Source organism: Thalassobacillus hwangdonensis, assembly GCF_042675915.1.
Lineage (GTDB): Bacteria > Bacillota > Bacilli > Bacillales > Halobacillaceae > Thalassobacillus_A > Thalassobacillus_A hwangdonensis.
The window spans coordinates 1,156,976-1,171,879 of the sequence record NZ_JBHTKL010000001.1 but is presented as its reverse complement, the minus strand read 5'-3'; the positions used below and the strand labels follow the sequence as shown (position 1 = coordinate 1,171,879).

15 protein-coding genes are annotated in these 14,904 nt (G+C 44.7%); all 15 read left to right on the top strand.

The window, feature by feature from the left end; all coding sequences use genetic code 11:
• The first annotated feature begins 74 nt into the window (after positions 1 to 74).
• A complete protein-coding gene (locus tag ACFQ2J_RS06285; protein WP_386057578.1) occupies positions 75 to 1,418 on the top strand; it encodes an NfeD family protein in 1,344 nt (447 codons plus the stop codon).
• Between the two features lie 11 nt (positions 1,419 to 1,429).
• The gene (gene floA, locus ACFQ2J_RS06280; protein ID WP_386057577.1) at positions 1,430 to 2,422 is read left to right on the top strand and encodes a flotillin-like protein FloA; all 993 of its coding nucleotides are present in this window, start codon (positions 1,430 to 1,432) and stop codon (positions 2,420 to 2,422) included.
• Positions 2,423 to 2,450: 28 nt separating this feature from the next.
• The gene (locus ACFQ2J_RS06275) at positions 2,451 to 3,014 is read left to right on the top strand and encodes a hypothetical protein (RefSeq protein WP_386057575.1); all 564 of its coding nucleotides are present in this window, start codon (positions 2,451 to 2,453) and stop codon (positions 3,012 to 3,014) included.
• 80 nt (positions 3,015 to 3,094) lie between these two features.
• Complete coding sequence (gene yqfC, locus ACFQ2J_RS06270; RefSeq protein ID WP_386057574.1) at positions 3,095 to 3,376, top strand: sporulation protein YqfC; 282 nt, start codon at positions 3,095 to 3,097, stop codon at positions 3,374 to 3,376.
• Between the two features lie 26 nt (positions 3,377 to 3,402).
• A complete protein-coding gene (gene yqfD, locus ACFQ2J_RS06265; RefSeq protein ID WP_386057572.1) occupies positions 3,403 to 4,587 on the top strand; it encodes a sporulation protein YqfD in 1,185 nt (394 codons plus the stop codon).
• A gap of 2 nt (positions 4,588 to 4,589) precedes the next feature.
• Complete coding sequence (locus tag ACFQ2J_RS06260; RefSeq protein ID WP_386057570.1) at positions 4,590 to 5,561, top strand: PhoH family protein; 972 nt, start codon at positions 4,590 to 4,592, stop codon at positions 5,559 to 5,561.
• Between the two features lie 66 nt (positions 5,562 to 5,627).
• Entirely contained in the window at positions 5,628 to 7,775 is a 2,148-nt protein-coding gene (locus tag ACFQ2J_RS06255; RefSeq protein WP_386057569.1) for an HD family phosphohydrolase, read from the top strand.
• 2 nt (positions 7,776 to 7,777) lie between these two features.
• Entirely contained in the window at positions 7,778 to 8,245 is a 468-nt protein-coding gene (gene ybeY / locus ACFQ2J_RS06250; protein WP_386057567.1) for an rRNA maturation RNase YbeY, read from the top strand.
• On the top strand, positions 8,220 to 8,606 hold the full coding sequence (locus ACFQ2J_RS06245; RefSeq protein ID WP_386057566.1) for a diacylglycerol kinase family protein: 387 nt from the start codon (positions 8,220 to 8,222) through the stop codon (positions 8,604 to 8,606). Before ybeY ends, ACFQ2J_RS06245 begins: the two co-directional genes overlap by 26 nt.
• A gap of 375 nt (positions 8,607 to 8,981) precedes the next feature.
• Positions 8,982 to 9,887: a GTPase Era gene (gene era, locus ACFQ2J_RS06240; RefSeq protein ID WP_386057564.1), complete on the top strand. Its 906-nt coding sequence runs from the start codon at positions 8,982 to 8,984 to the stop codon at positions 9,885 to 9,887.
• A 147-nt stretch (positions 9,888 to 10,034) separates the two neighbouring features.
• Positions 10,035 to 10,178 (top strand): YqzL family protein, encoded by a 144-nt coding sequence (locus ACFQ2J_RS06235; RefSeq protein ID WP_386058363.1) that lies wholly within the window; start codon positions 10,035 to 10,037, stop codon positions 10,176 to 10,178.
• A gap of 22 nt (positions 10,179 to 10,200) precedes the next feature.
• Complete coding sequence (gene recO, locus ACFQ2J_RS06230; RefSeq protein ID WP_386057562.1) at positions 10,201 to 10,944, top strand: DNA repair protein RecO; 744 nt, start codon at positions 10,201 to 10,203, stop codon at positions 10,942 to 10,944.
• 266 nt (positions 10,945 to 11,210) lie between these two features.
• A complete protein-coding gene (glyQ, locus tag ACFQ2J_RS06225) occupies positions 11,211 to 12,095 on the top strand; it encodes a glycine--tRNA ligase subunit alpha (protein WP_386057560.1) in 885 nt (294 codons plus the stop codon).
• Complete coding sequence (gene glyS / locus ACFQ2J_RS06220) at positions 12,088 to 14,172, top strand: glycine--tRNA ligase subunit beta (protein WP_386057559.1); 2,085 nt, start codon at positions 12,088 to 12,090, stop codon at positions 14,170 to 14,172. The genes glyQ and glyS overlap by 8 nt, the downstream gene beginning before the upstream one ends.
• 80 nt (positions 14,173 to 14,252) lie before the next feature.
• Entirely contained in the window at positions 14,253 to 14,882 is a 630-nt protein-coding gene (locus tag ACFQ2J_RS06215; protein ID WP_386057557.1) for a helix-turn-helix transcriptional regulator, read from the top strand.
• The last annotated feature ends 22 nt before the right edge of the window (positions 14,883 to 14,904 follow it).

The window sequence follows — 14,904 nt, the reverse complement described above, 5'->3', positions numbered from 1 at the left end:
AATTGAAAATGTTGAAACTTCTTGGAAATCCTATACGTACATATACCATGAGCCTCATAGAAAGGAGCAGATCGATGAAGCGAATCTTCCGATTAGGGTTTCTGGCTGTACTTATTACTGTCATGACGCTATCATTCTTTACTAATGACGATGCTTCTCTTCATGCGGATGGAGGCGGAAAGCTTGTTTATATCGTTCCTGTCGAAGATAATGTAGAACGCGGGATGGAAGCATTTCTGCGTCGTACCATTGAAGAAGCTAATGAAGCAGGCGTCGATCATATCATCTTTGAAATCGCTACACCAGGCGGCAGAGTAGATGCTGCGGGGGCTATCGGGGAACTATTCCAGGATCTTGACATCGATAATACAGCATTCATAACGACACAGGCTTTATCTGCCGGTTCGTACATAGCATTGAATGCAGATCAGATCTATATGAAGCCCTCTGCGACAATGGGTGCATCAGGTGTGATTACTGGAGACGGAAATGCTGCGAATAAAAAAGCCCAGTCGGCATGGAAAGCGGCGATGAGAGCTGCGGCTGAATCCAACGATCGTGATCCGCTTTATGCTGAAGCGATGGCGGATGCATCGATCGATCTACCTGAATATGCAGCACCTGAAGGGGAGTTTTTGACCCTCGGTCCTTCCGAAGCCGAAGAAGTCGGGTATGCTGAAGGAGTAGTCAGCGATCGCACGGAGCTCTTATATGAGCTGGGGCTTTCTGATGCGGAAATTGTGGAACAGAATCCTACAGCCGCAGAAAATATCGCCAGATTCCTAACAGATCCGGTTGTTGTACCGATATTACTATCGGTGGCCAGTCTCGGTTTCATCGTCGAACTTTACTCACCAGGGTTTGGTATTCCCGGAACGATGGGACTTGTTTCTCTCGTGTTGTTCTTCTACGGTCATATCGTAGCAGGGCTCGCAGGCTATGAAGCGATCATCCTTCTCGTATTAGGGATTGGATTGATCATCGCCGAATTCTTCCTGCCTGGAGGTATAGCAGGAATTGCAGGTATTGTATCCATCGTATCCGCATTGATGCTTTCCTCGTATGATATGGGTCATATGACGATGAGCATCGGAATTGCATTGCTTGTTGCCATCATTGCATCCGTGATTCTGTTCAAGTTCATCGGATTGGAAAAAGGACTTTTCCGTCATATCATACTGAAAGATTCGACATCGACCGATCAGGGATATGTCTCATCTGCCAACCGGTTGGAATTGATTGGTCTGGAAGGAGAAACGGTCACACCTCTAAGGCCAGCAGGTACTGCAGTGTTTGATGAGGAACGTTTGGATGTTGTGACAGAAGGCGGGTTCATTCCGAATGGTGCAACTGTAAAAGTCATAAAAACTGAAGGATCGCGCATTGTTGTGCGGGAAATCAAAAAAGATAATACTTAGGAGGAAAAAGGATGACATTAAATGAACTTATGCCGATAATCATTGTCGGTATCATCGTAATCGTTGTCGCTGTACTTTTCACATTCATTCCAGTGATGTTGTGGATCAGTGCATTGGCAGCAGGAGTAAAAATCAGTATCTTCACACTTATTGGAATGAGATTGAGAAGGGTTATTCCATCAAGAGTTATCAATCCGTTGATCAAAGCTCACAAAGCAGGTGTCAACGTCAATACGAACCAGCTGGAGAGTCATTACCTGGCAGGCGGTAACGTCGATCGGGTAGTCAATGCATTGATTGCAGCTCAACGTGCCAATATCGAGCTCAGCTTCGAAAGGGCAGCAGCAATTGATCTAGCCGGCCGTGACGTACTTGAAGCCGTTCAGATGAGTGTAAACCCGAAAGTGATTGAAACTCCGTTCATTGCTGGTGTGGCGATGGATGGAATCGAAGTGAAAGCCAAAGCGCGTATTACCGTACGTGCGAACATCGACCGCCTGGTAGGTGGTGCTGGTGAAGATACGGTCATCGCCCGTGTTGGTGAAGGAATCGTATCGACGATCGGTAGTTCCGATAACCACGGTAAAGTTTTGGAAAACCCTGACCGCATTTCTCAGAACGTCCTTTCAAAAGGACTGGATGCAGGTACTGCGTTCGAAATTCTGTCCATTGATATTGCAGATATCGATATCGGCAAGAACATCGGTGCCATCCTTCAAACTGACCAGGCAGAAGCAGACAAGAATATCGCACAGGCGAAGGCGGAAGAGCGTCGTGCTATGGCGATTGCCCAGGAGCAGGAAATGCGTGCCAAGGTTGAAGAAATGCAGGCGAAGGTTGTGGAAGCAGAAGCAGAAGTTCCACAGGCACTTGCAGCGGCATTACGCTCTGGAAAAATGGGTGTCATGGATTATATGAACTACCGTAACATCAATGCAGACACGGATATGCGTGATACTCTAGGGAAACTCTCCAAAGAAGATGGGGGAGAAGAGGATAAATAAACCCTTCTGATCAGAAGGAGGATGAATCATGGAAGCGTTACTGGATTTGATCTTTAGTAACATGCTGATCGTCATCGCAATCGTCGGGGGACTTATCAGCTGGTTCAGAGGAATGCAGGGCGACGAAAAAGAAAAACGCCAGCCGCAAAAGCGGCCGATGCAGCAGAAATCAGAACCCAGCCCTTCCCCTACGCCCTCTGGTCCTGCCCGCAGGCCTGAACCGGTTCGTTCGGAACGTCAGCCTAAGGAAGATAAGAGTGGCAAGAAGATGGAAGACTATTACCGAGAAAAAGTGGAAGAAGCCACACAAACGCTTTCTACAGGTGTTAATAAACACACCAAAGGTGCGATCGGTGACGATTCAATCACAGGTTACACGATAGGTTACGAAACACCGAATCAGGACATCCACAATGCGATACCTGATTACAGACACAAATCAAAAGCCCGAAGCAAAAAGAAACCAGCTCCTTCGTTATCAGTAACTCGTAATCTGAATCGGAAGAAGCTGTCTGAAAGCATCATGATGGCGGAGATCCTTGGACCACCCAGGGCACATAAACCCCATCAGATGTTTGACAGGAATAAATGATAAACATTATAAAACGCACGGATTGTAGTGATACAATCCGTGCGTTTTTCGTATATATAAGGGAAGAGGGAGGGCATTGGATGAAAAAACTTCAAACCCACATCCGTACGTGGCTGGCCAACTACTTAGAGCTTCCTTCTGATGTCATGTTGGATCTGCCAAGAATCACTACCATCGGTGATTTTCATGTATATATCGAAAACCATCAAGGATTATTGAAATTCACAGAACAAGAAATCCGACTGAAGTTCAGCAAAGGTCACGTTCGGTTGAACGGATCGGGATTCACGCTGAAAATGATGCTCGCCGAAGAAATTCTCGTTGAAGGAAAAGTTCAGACGATCGCTTTTGTGTACGAGTAAGGAATACGCAGAATGGGGAGGTTCTTATGAAGCAACTGCAGGGAAGATTTCTGAAAGGGACAGTGACAATGATTGTAGAAGGGGAATACCCCGAGTTCTTCTTGAATCGTTGTTCGATAAATGGAATCAAAATCTGGAATCTGAAAAGGATTTCCGATACGAAGGTGGAAGCGACCATCTTTCTTACCGACTTGAAACAGATCAAAGCATTAAGGAAAGGTTTTTCCTACAAAGTCCGTCTGAAAAGTGGACAAGGAATTCCTTTCCTGTTTGGTCGTTTCAAGAGTAAGAAACCATTGTGGTTTGCCCTATTCCTCACAATCGGGTTTTTGATTTTCCTATCGAATGTCGTATGGTCCGTCCACATCAATGGATTGCCTGAAGATTTGGAGAGGAAAGTGGAAAAGAGTCTTTCCGATCACGGTGTTGTACCTGGCGCTTTTTCCTTCAAGCTGGATGATCCACCCACCATTCAGCAGAAATTGCTGGATGATGTTCCCGAATTGTTATGGATCGGAGTGGAGAAAAAGGGGACAGCCTATGTGCTGCACGGGGTTGAGAAGACATTGGTCGATAAAGAAAAAGACGAGACACCTTCCAATCTTATCGCAGGTAAAAAAGGGTTGATTACGAGAATCTATATTTCACAGGGGAGACCGATGGTGACAGTGAATGATTACGTCAAAAAAGGAGAAATCCTCGCTTCTGCACAATTGGATGAAAATGATGAAACCCTTGTTCGAGCCGAGGGGGAAGTGATTGCCGAAACGTGGTACAAGGTCGAGGTCACTACGCCAAAAGTAGAGACAATTTATACTGCAACGGGGGAGTCGGAAAACAAATACAGAATGAGGGTATTCAACGTTGAATTACCTGTATGGGGTTGGGGGAAAATAGATTATCGCCTGGTGAACAAGGATGAAGAAACTTCCCAGTGGAAGCTGTTCAAAAAGGAGCTGCCGATCTTCTGGGAGAAAGCCACCTATTATGAATTGAATGCTTCCAAGCACGAACGAACAAAGAAAGAAACATTAGATGTGGCAAAGGAACAAGCCAGGATGGAGCTTCTGAAAAAATTGCCGAAAGACTCTGTCATCGTTGACGAAAATCTTTTGCACGAAGGGGAGGAGAATGGTAAAGTAAAATTAATCCTATTCTTCAAAGTTAATGAAGATATTGCAGTAAATAAGAATGTACCTCAAGGAGTCTGAATATGTCAGAAGAATTGAACGCAATCGATATACAATTGGATAATCCCGGAGAAGCTCTGGCGCTGTTCGGGACAGAAGACCGCAACTTGAAACAGATTGAAGAGAACCTTAAGGTGACGATCATAACTAGGGGAGAACATATTCGTGTATCTGGACAAGCAGAACATGTCCAGCTGGTGGAAGATGTCCTTGACGCAATCCTGCACTTGATACGAAAAGGCATTACTATTACCGAGCGCGATGTCGTTTATGCGGTTGAGTTGGCGAAAAAGGGTAAAATCAGCCAATTTGAAATATTGTTCGAAGATATCATTACGAAGAACGCAAAAGGTAAGTCAATCCGGGTCAAGACGCTTGGGCAGAGAACCTATGTTTCTGCTATCAGGAATAATGACCTCGTATTTGGGATCGGTCCTGCTGGAACCGGTAAAACCTACCTGGCTGTCGTGATGGCTGTCAATGCGATGAAGTATGGCCAGGTGAAGCGGATCATCTTGACGAGACCAGCGGTTGAAGCGGGAGAAAGTTTAGGATTCCTTCCAGGGGATCTTAAAGAAAAGGTCGATCCTTATTTACGCCCTTTGTATGATTCCCTGCATGATGTCCTTGGCACCGAGCATACGACACGTCTGCTTGAAAGAGGGACCATTGAAATTGCGCCACTTGCCTACATGCGTGGACGAACGTTGGACGATGCTTTTGTCATCCTGGATGAAGCACAGAACACCACACCTGAACAAATGAAAATGTTCCTGACACGTCTCGGATTCGGTTCAAAAATGGTGATCACGGGGGATATTACCCAGATCGACTTGCCGAAAGGTGTTACATCAGGACTTCGCACGGCGGAAACCAAATTGAAAGGCATCAAAGGTGCTTCTTTCATTCGTTTGGATCAGACGGATGTCGTACGTCACCCGCTAGTGCAGCGTATCATCGATGCTTATGACAAAGCTAAGCAAGATTCGGAGTAAGACCCGGGCGAAGGGTCTTATTTCTATATTGTCTGTTGGAAAGATTTGTAATGAGGGGCTGATTCTATGAAGAATTCCAACAAAAAACGAATTAAATCCTACTTCAGTCGTTATCAGTCTATGGTACGGTTGTTGATCCCATCCCTTATTGCCGGGGTTTTCTTTTTCCTGTTCACCCTTTCCAACGTATTTACCCAGACGTATGATCTGGAATTGTTCAGTACTGCCCAAGAAACAATTCGATCACCGATCACGATTGAAGATAAAGAGAGTACTGAAAGAGAAATCCGGGAAGCATCCCAGTCTGTACAGGATCGCTTTTCTACATCTGTAGCAGTAACACAAGAGCGGATTGCCTATATAGATGAGATCTTTGATGCTTTGAAAAACATCGAGTCGAATGAACAAGCGGAAGACGCAGATGAACCCAAAAACCTGAGTACACTTGACAAGACTCAGCGCCTCCAGCAGCTACTGTCAAAAGAGATTACAGTGGAAGTGGACCGTGCTGTGTTAGAATCCATCGTAGCCGCGCCTGCGAACGATCGGGATGTCGCTTATCAACTGTTGAAAACCAGTCTCTATGATCAATTCAATGACGGGATCAAAGCGGAGGATGAAATAGAGGCAGAACAGCAAGTGAAATTAAGCCTCCAGTACTCCACATTACATAATGAACTGAAAGAATCCATCATAAGGTTGAGCCAGTTTGCCATTGTCCCGAATTCTTTCTTTGATGAAGAAAAGACGGCAAGTGCAAGGAAGCAGGCTGCAGAAAGTGTAGAACCTGTCACCATCCGTGCAGGAGAAGTAATCGTCAATGAAGGTGCTACAATCAATAAAGCAGCGTTTGAAAAGCTTAAACTTGTCGGCCTTTTGAATAACGAGAGGAACCTATTCCCTGTATTCGGCCTTGGATTGCTCGCATTGTTGTTGGGAGCTGTTTTATTCTATGAGTTGTACAGGCTGGATCGGAAAGGGAAGATGAGTATTCAGAAAGTCACAGCAGTCCTTCTCATTTCCTTGGGAATGCTGGCATTTCTAAAAATGGCCAGTTTCTTCGTCAGTGACGGGATGCCGTTGTATTACCTTGTTCCTGTTGCGGCGGCTGCAATCCTGATAAAAGTGCTTGTGGATGAACGTCTGGCAATTGTACTTGCAGGAGTGATGGCGGTTCTTGGTTCCTTCCTTTTCAACGGTCAAATTGCCGGTTCACTGAATGCAGAAGCAGGAATATATATTGGACTTTCCCAATTGGCGGGAGTAGCCTTTCTTTATAATCTCAAGGATCGGCTGGCTATTCTGAAAGCATGTGCAGGGGTAGCTGCCATCAACGTTTTGACGGTGCTGTTGTTTTTGTTTATTTCATTCGAAAAATATACAATAGGTGATATCTTCCTTCAAAGCGGGTATGGAATTGCATCAGCATTTTTATCATCTGTCCTGGCTCTAGGATTACTCCCATTCTTTGAGACTGGTTTTGGTATCTTGTCAGACAGTAAGCTGCTGACTTTATCGAATCCCAACCATCCTTTGCTTCGAAAGCTGTTGACGCAATCCCCTGGCACCTATCACCACAGTGTGATGGTGGCGAACTTGAGTGAGGCAGCATGTGAAGCAATCGGTGCCAATGGTTTGCTGGCGAGGGTTGCCGCGTATTATCATGATCTTGGGAAGACTGTCCGTCCGCACTTCTTCATTGAAAATCAGATGGGAATGAAAAATCCCCACGATTTCATTGATCCGGAGCAAAGTGCGGAAATCATCATCCGACATCCGTATGACGGTGCAGCGATGCTACGGGAGGAAAAACTTCCGAAAGAAATTGTAGATATTGCAGAGCAGCACCACGGGACAACGTTATTGAAGTTCTTTTATTACAAAGCAAAGGAAAAACATAAAGAAGTCAATGCGGAGGAGTTCCGGTATCCTGGACCGAAACCACAGACGAAGGAAGCTGCCATCATCTGTATTTGTGATTCAGTGGAAGCTGCTGTGCGATCGATGGATGAACCAACAACCGAAAAAATCAGAGAAATCGTATCAAACATCACCCATGACCGTTTGATGGATGGCCAACTTGATGAGTGTACGTTGACATTCCGTGAACTTACAAGTGTTCAGAATGCAATTTGTGAAACGTTGCAAGGTTTCTTCCATTCAAGGATACAATATCCGGAAACGGGCAAAAATTTGATCAAGGAGGCAAAATGACGATGCATATTGATTTTCATGATAAAACAAATTCCGTAGATGAAGCTTTCACCGACCTTATACAACGACTGCTGACATTTGCAGCTGGTAAAGAAGGAATCCCTGAGCAATCAGAGGTTTCCGTAAACTTTGTTGATAACAAAGAAATACAGGAATTGAACAGGAATTATCGTCAAAAAGATGTTCCGACCGATGTCATCTCTTTCGCGATGCAGGAAGAAGGGGAAGGAGAGCTTGAAATCGTAGGTGATGAGATGCCGCTGATTCTTGGTGATATCGTCATTTCCGTGGACAAGGCAAAGGAACAGGCGGAAGATTACAAGCACTCGCTTGAAAGGGAATTTGGATTTCTTGCTTTGCACGGCTTTCTGCATTTGGTCGGCTATGACCATATTGAGAAGGATGAAGAAGAGCAAATGTTTCAAAGACAAGAGGTTATTCTAGATGAGTTCGGACTTGAAAGGAAATAATTCCAATAAAGGGTGGATCGGGTTCAGAGTCGCATGTGCAGGCATAATACTTGTGATTCGTAATGAAAGGAACTTCAGAATCCACCTGGTGGCCGGTGCAATCGTGATCATTGCTGGATTGTTGCTTCGAGTTTCGCTGCTTGAATGGACAGTTCTGCTTCTAACCATTGCAATGGTACTAAGCCTCGAAATGATCAATACAAGTATTGAACGTGTAATGAATCATCTTTCACCTGAATTCCATCCTGCAGTAGGTGCAGTGAAAGATGTAGCCGCCGGAGCTGTTCTTGTAGCGGCTATCTTTTCCATCATCATCGGCATGATCATCTTCCTGCCAAAACTTACGAGTATCTTATTTTGAATATGACTTGGAATCGTTTTTCAGATTGGTGACCAGCTGAATGGCAGCGGAACATCGATATGAAAGAACGATTCCTTTTTTATGTGTCTTAAGCTAGACCGGGTGGACAAGGTGCTTACGCTTTTGTTCTGTCATCCAGCTCCAGCGCCTACCCCCTCGAGGTCTTAAGTCAATCCTCCCTGTGACAAAGCTCGTCACGACGAGGCTTGTCTTAAGCTATTCGGGGGTGGACAAGGCGCTTGCGCTTTTGTTCAGCAAAAAGAAACATGATGGAAATAAATATTGAGAGCTTTTGTCGAGTGAATGAAATCATAAAGGTTTTGTAGTAGAATAGACAGTACTAAGAAACGTTACACAGATGGAGGAAAACACAACATGGCAGATTCATTTAAATCAGGATTCATTGCAATCATCGGCAGACCGAACGTAGGTAAATCCACGTTCATGAACAGAGTGATCGGACAAAAGATCGCGATTATGAGTGATAAACCTCAGACCACACGTAACAAAATTCAAGGTGTTTATACAGACGCAGAAAGTCAAATCGTATTCATAGACACACCAGGAATCCATAAGCCGAAACATAAGCTTGGTGATTTCATGGTGAAGATGGCTGAACACTCTTTGAATGAAGTGGATGCGATCATGTTCATGATCAATGCTGAGGAAGGCTATGGCAGAGGTGACCAGTTCATTATCGATCGTCTGAGCAACGTGGACAAACCGGTTTATCTGATCATCAATAAAATAGACAGAGTCCACCCGGATGATCTACTTCCATTGATTGATCAATATAAGGAAAAACTTGACTTCCAGGAAATCATCCCTATCTCTGCATTAGAAGGAAACAATGTGAATCATTTGCTGAAGGTGCTGAAAGAAGAGTTGCCGGAAGGACCGCAATACTACCCTGAAGATCAGGTGACAGACCACCCGGAACGTTTCATCATCAGCGAAATGATCAGAGAAAAAGCACTCCATCTGACGCGCGAAGAAGTGCCGCACTCGATCGCAGTTGTCATTGAAGGGATCAAACGTCGAGAGGACAAAGATATGGTCGATATCCAAGCCGTCATCATTGTTGAACGATCTTCCCAAAAAGGGATCATCATCGGTAAACGAGGCAGCATGCTGAAAGAAATCGGCCAACGTGCAAGAGAGGATATCGAAGCATTGTTGGGCTCGAAAGTATTCTTGGAGCTTTGGGTGAAAGTCCAGAAAGATTGGAGAAACAAGCAGCTTCAATTGAGTGAATTCGGTTATCGCGATGACGAGTATTAATCTGGTAAATATTAATACTTATTGATTACATCAATCGGGAACAAGCTATACGTAAGCAGTTAATTATTATGTGAAGTTGACGTTCTGTCATCCATCCGCTGGTGATGAGTTTTTTATCTTTTATTAACAGGAAAGGCGGTGTTTCTTGTGATCGACTTGCCTTGGAAAGTGTTTAGTCAGACAGGAAACATAGAAACTTATCTACTCATGAAAGAAATGGAACAGCAGCAAAACGGTGAAACTGAGAGCGGCATGAATGACTCCGTTCCTGTTCAAGAGGCGAATTCCTAGTATTCGGAAAAGGTGAATGCTTTTGTTTGATAAAATTGAGGGAGTAGTCCTTCGTTCGAGGGATTATGGAGAAACCCATAAGATCATTACGTTATTGACAAGAGAGAAGGGGAAAATCGGAGTGATGGCAAGGGGAGCAAAAAAGCCTAAAAGCCGGATGTCTTCGATTACACAACCCTTCATACACGGATTATATCTGGTTCAGATCGGTTCAGGACTTGGTTCGCTCAGTCAAGGTGAGATGATGTCCTCCCTAAGGGGAATCAGGGAGGACATCGTGAAGACGGCTTACGCTTCATTCCTTGCTGAACTTACAGATAAATTGATGGAAGAAAAGCGCCCGGATCCGTTCATTTATGAACAATTCCTGCAGACACTTCTGTTGATCAACGACGGAAAAGATGCAGAAGTACTGACGATGATGTATGAACTTAAAATTTACACCAAAGCCGGATTTGCCCCACACGTTCACAGCTGTGTGAATTGTGGGAGCACGGAGAGTCCCTTTTCATTTTCGATTAAAGAAGGGGGCTTTTTGTGTGTCCGTTGTAAGCACATTGATCCTGAAGCTTATGGACTGCCTGACAATCTGGCAAAACTGCTTCGGGTATTCAAGCATATGGACGTTGCGAGGCTAGGAAACATCTCTGTAAAAGATGAAAACAAAAAGCGTTTGCGGATGCTGATTGATGCATATTATGACCAGTACGGCGGTTATTTCATCAAGTCAAAAAAATTCCTTGATCAGCTGGACTTATTTAAATGATTGACAAACAGCTGACTTTTTAAGTATGATGCTAGTACAAATGAACAGTGCGTGGAAGGAAAGTAGTAACTGATCATCCAAACAAAAGCGAGCCTGTGATGGTGGGAGACAGGCGTGAGGGTCCAGTGAAGGCATTCCGGAGCAACCATTTTGAAAGTGGCTTCCATGTGGAAGCAAGTAGGGTGGAACCGCGGGTTATCCCCGTCCCTATGCCTCAGGCATAGGGACGGGGATTTTTATTTTATATCGAAAATGGAGGATGAAGGATGAATATACAAAATATGATTTTGACCTTGCAGAAACATTGGTCAGAACAGGGTTGCCTATTGATGCAGGCCTATGATGTCGAGAAGGGTGCCGGTACGATGTCACCGATGACGCTGTTGCGAAGTTTAGGACCGGAACCATGGAATGTTGCCTATGTGGAGCCTTCCCGTAGACCTGCAGATGGTCGCTTTGGTGAAAATCCGAACCGATTATACCAGCACCATCAGTTTCAAGTGATCATGAAGCCATCTCCTGATAATATTCAGGAATTGTATCTCGAGTCGCTGAAAGCTTTGGGAATCGATCCTCTGAAGCATGATATCCGATTTGTAGAGGATAACTGGGAAAACCCTACGCTTGGCGCTGCTGGACTAGGATGGGAAGTATGGCTGGATGGGATGGAAATCACTCAGTTCACATACTTCCAGCAAATCGGCGGCTTGGAAGCGAAGCCTGTAGCTGCTGAGATCACTTATGGTCTTGAGCGTCTGGCGTCTTACATCCAGGACAAGGAGAATGTATTTGAACTTGAATGGACGGATGGTGTGACTGTAAGGGATATCTTCGGCCAGCCGGAATATGAACATTCCAAATATACATTCGAAGAATCGGATACGGACATGCTGTTTAATCTTTTCTCTACCTATGAAAAGGAAGCAGCACGAATCATGGAAAAAGGGCTGGTTTTTCCAGCGTATGACTACGTGTTGAAATGTTCCCACACATTCAACCTGCTGGATGCCAAGGGTGTCATTTCCGTAACAGAGCGGACAGGGTATATTTCAAGAGTAAGGAACCTCGCACGGAAAATTGCGAAAACGTATGTGGAAGAACGAGAGCGATTAGGCTTCCCGATGCTGAAGGAGGGTGAATCCAATGAGTAATACATTATTGTTTGAAATCGGCTTGGAGGAGATGCCTTCCCGTTTCATTGATGATGCAACATATCAATTATCCAAAAACACCAGACAGTGGCTGGAAGAGCTCCGGATCCCTTATGGGGAAGTGAAGACATTCGCAACTCCTAGACGCCTTGCCATTCAAATCACAGGTGTTGCAGATAAGCAGCCTGATATTGAAGAAGAAGCAAAAGGACCAGCGAAAAAAATCGCATTGGATGAGGAAGGGAATTGGACGAAAGCTGCCATCGGATTTTCGAAGGGACAAGGAAAATCTGTCGAGGATATCTATTTCAAAGAGATAAAAGGTGTCGAGTACGTGCATATCAATAAGTTCATTGAAGGGGAAAAGACGAGTAAGCTACTGTCAGGTTTCAAAGATATCATCCTTTCAGTGAATTTCCCGAAAAACATGAGATGGGGCGGCAATGACCTTCGCTACGCTCGTCCAATTCGCTGGCTGGTGGCCTTGTTCAATGATCAAGTCCTCCCGTTCAATATCTTAGGTGTGGAAACAGGCAGAACCACATACGGTCACCGGTTCCTTGGGGAGCAAGTAGAAATACCCGCTGCTTCAGATTATGAAAACCAATTGAAAGATCAGTTTGTGATTGCAGATGCAGATCAACGTAAACAAATGATTGTCGAGCAAATTGAAAAGCTTGGAAGTCAACATGACTGGAACATTCTGATGGACAATGCATTATTGAATGAAGTCAATCATCTTGTTGAATATCCTACAGTGTTCCATGGTTCTTTCAATGAAGCGTTCCTGACAGTACCTGAAGAGGCACTGATCACCTCTATGAAAGAGCATCAGCGGTACTTCCCGGTCCGTTCTGTTGATGGGAGCCTGCTTCCATACTTCGTTGCTGTACGAAATGGCGATGACAAGCATATCGACACTGTAGCAAAAGGGAATGAGAAAGTACTTAAAGCGAGACTTGCGGATGCACAATTCTTCTATGAAGAGGACCAGAAAGGTTCAATCGCTGAAAGTGTCAAGAAGCTTGAGCGCATGGTATTCCAGGAGGAGTTGGGAACTCTCGCAGATAAAATCTCCCGTACTGTCAAACTGGTTGATAAGATTGCGAATCGTGTGAATGTTGATGAGCAGACGAAAACAGATGCAATCCGGGCAGCTGAAATCAGTAAATTCGATCTTGTCACACATATGGTGGATGAATTTCCTGAGCTACAGGGAATTATGGGTGAAAAATATGCGAACCTGTTTGGTGAAAAAGAAGCAGTTGCACGGGGGATCCGAGAGCATTACATGCCCACCCATGCAAATGGTGAACTGCCGGAAAGTGATGTAGGATCAGTAGTTAGTCTTGCAGATAAGCTTGATACGATTGTCGGTAGTTTTTCGATTGGCCTTATTCCGACAGGATCACAGGATCCGCACGGTTTGAGGAGACAAGCGATTGGCATTTTACAAATACTTCAAGCGACAGCGTGGGAAATCGAGCTTGAAGCATTGTTGGATGAATCCTTGCAGGTGTATGTTGCATCCGGTCTGGTAAACCGTTCCGAAGAAGATGTGAAAAAGGACCTGCAGGAATTCTTTGCAGTTCGTGCTGGGTATTTGCTCAGAACCACTGGAGTAGAACATGATGTCATCGAAGCAGTGTTGACTTCAGGAATCGGATTCTATCCAGATACGGTTAGGAAAGCGGAATTACTGGCTGCAAAGCGACAGGATGAAGGCTTCAAATCTACCCAGGAATCGTTAAGCCGTGTCTTGAATCTGGCTGAAAAAGGTAAGACAGATTCGGTAGACAACGGACTTTTTGAAAATGATTCAGAACGCGCGCTTTACAATGCTTACAAAGAAACGACAGAGAAGTACAATGATGCGCTGGAAAGTCACAAACCGGAAGAGGCACTTCGTATTCTGGCTGAACTGGCAGATCCAATTGATGAATTCTTCGACAATACGATGGTCATGGCGGAGGAAGAAGCTGTGCGGAACAATCGACTGGCACTTCTTAAACGGATTGCAGCGGACATCCATCGCTTCGCAGATTTCAATGCTATCCAGTGGAAACAGCAGTTTTAGAGAACATTCTTTTACCTGCCATATAAATGATGTATAATGGGTGAATAGTATGTCACAGTCAGTGATCAGGTGGTGAAAGAATGGAATTGTCGAATAGACAAGAGCAGATCATCGAAATCGTCAAAGAAAATGGTCCGATAACAGGGGAAAGCATTGCCGAAAAGTTATCGTTGACGCGAGCTACATTACGGCCTGATCTTGCAATATTGACCATGGCCGGTTTTCTCGATGCAAGGCCGAGAGTAGGTTATTTCTATACTGGAAAGACAGGATCGGAGCTTTTGACAGAGAAGCTGAAGAAGTTCAAAGTCCATGAATACCAGTCCATACCGATAGTCGTCGAAGAAGATGTATCCGTGTATGATGCAATCATCACAATGTTCCTTGAAGATGTCGGAACATTATTCGTTGTTAAAGAAGGATCGCTTCTAGTCGGTGTATTATCTAGAAAAGACCTTTTACGTGCCAGCATCGGCAACCAGGATTTGAACTCGATTCCAGTGCATATCATTATGACACGGATGCCGAATATTTCCGTGTGCCGTAAAGATGACCTGTTGCTGGATGCTGCACAGCAGCTGATCGAAAAACAAATCGATGGCCTGCCGATCGTAAAAGACGTAGAAGAGGGCCTTGAGGTCACAGGTCGGATTACGAAGACGAATATCACTAAAGCGCTTGTCGAATTGGCACGTGATGAACATTTATGATTCAGAAATGGATGGAGGAGGG

Excerpts from the sequence above, each read along its gene's own strand:
- ACFQ2J_RS06285 (WP_386057578.1), top strand. The coding sequence starts at position 75 with ATGAAGCGAATCTTCCGATTAGGGTTTCTGGCTGTACTTATTACTGTC.
- floA (WP_386057577.1), top strand. The coding sequence starts at position 1,430 with ATGACATTAAATGAACTTATGCCGATAATCATTGTCGGTATCATCGTA.
- ACFQ2J_RS06275 (WP_386057575.1), top strand. The coding sequence starts at position 2,451 with ATGGAAGCGTTACTGGATTTGATCTTTAGTAACATGCTGATCGTCATC.
- yqfC (WP_386057574.1), top strand. The coding sequence starts at position 3,095 with ATGAAAAAACTTCAAACCCACATCCGTACGTGGCTGGCCAACTACTTA.
- yqfD (WP_386057572.1), top strand. The coding sequence starts at position 3,403 with ATGAAGCAACTGCAGGGAAGATTTCTGAAAGGGACAGTGACAATGATT.
- ACFQ2J_RS06260 (WP_386057570.1), top strand. The coding sequence starts at position 4,590 with ATGTCAGAAGAATTGAACGCAATCGATATACAATTGGATAATCCCGGA.
- ACFQ2J_RS06255 (WP_386057569.1), top strand. The coding sequence starts at position 5,628 with ATGAAGAATTCCAACAAAAAACGAATTAAATCCTACTTCAGTCGTTAT.
- ybeY (WP_386057567.1), top strand. The coding sequence starts at position 7,778 with ATGCATATTGATTTTCATGATAAAACAAATTCCGTAGATGAAGCTTTC.
- ACFQ2J_RS06245 (WP_386057566.1), top strand. The coding sequence starts at position 8,220 with ATGAGTTCGGACTTGAAAGGAAATAATTCCAATAAAGGGTGGATCGGG.
- era (WP_386057564.1), top strand. The coding sequence starts at position 8,982 with ATGGCAGATTCATTTAAATCAGGATTCATTGCAATCATCGGCAGACCG.
- glyQ (WP_386057560.1), top strand. The coding sequence starts at position 11,211 with ATGAATATACAAAATATGATTTTGACCTTGCAGAAACATTGGTCAGAA.
- glyS (WP_386057559.1), top strand. The coding sequence starts at position 12,088 with ATGAGTAATACATTATTGTTTGAAATCGGCTTGGAGGAGATGCCTTCC.
- ACFQ2J_RS06215 (WP_386057557.1), top strand. The coding sequence starts at position 14,253 with ATGGAATTGTCGAATAGACAAGAGCAGATCATCGAAATCGTCAAAGAA.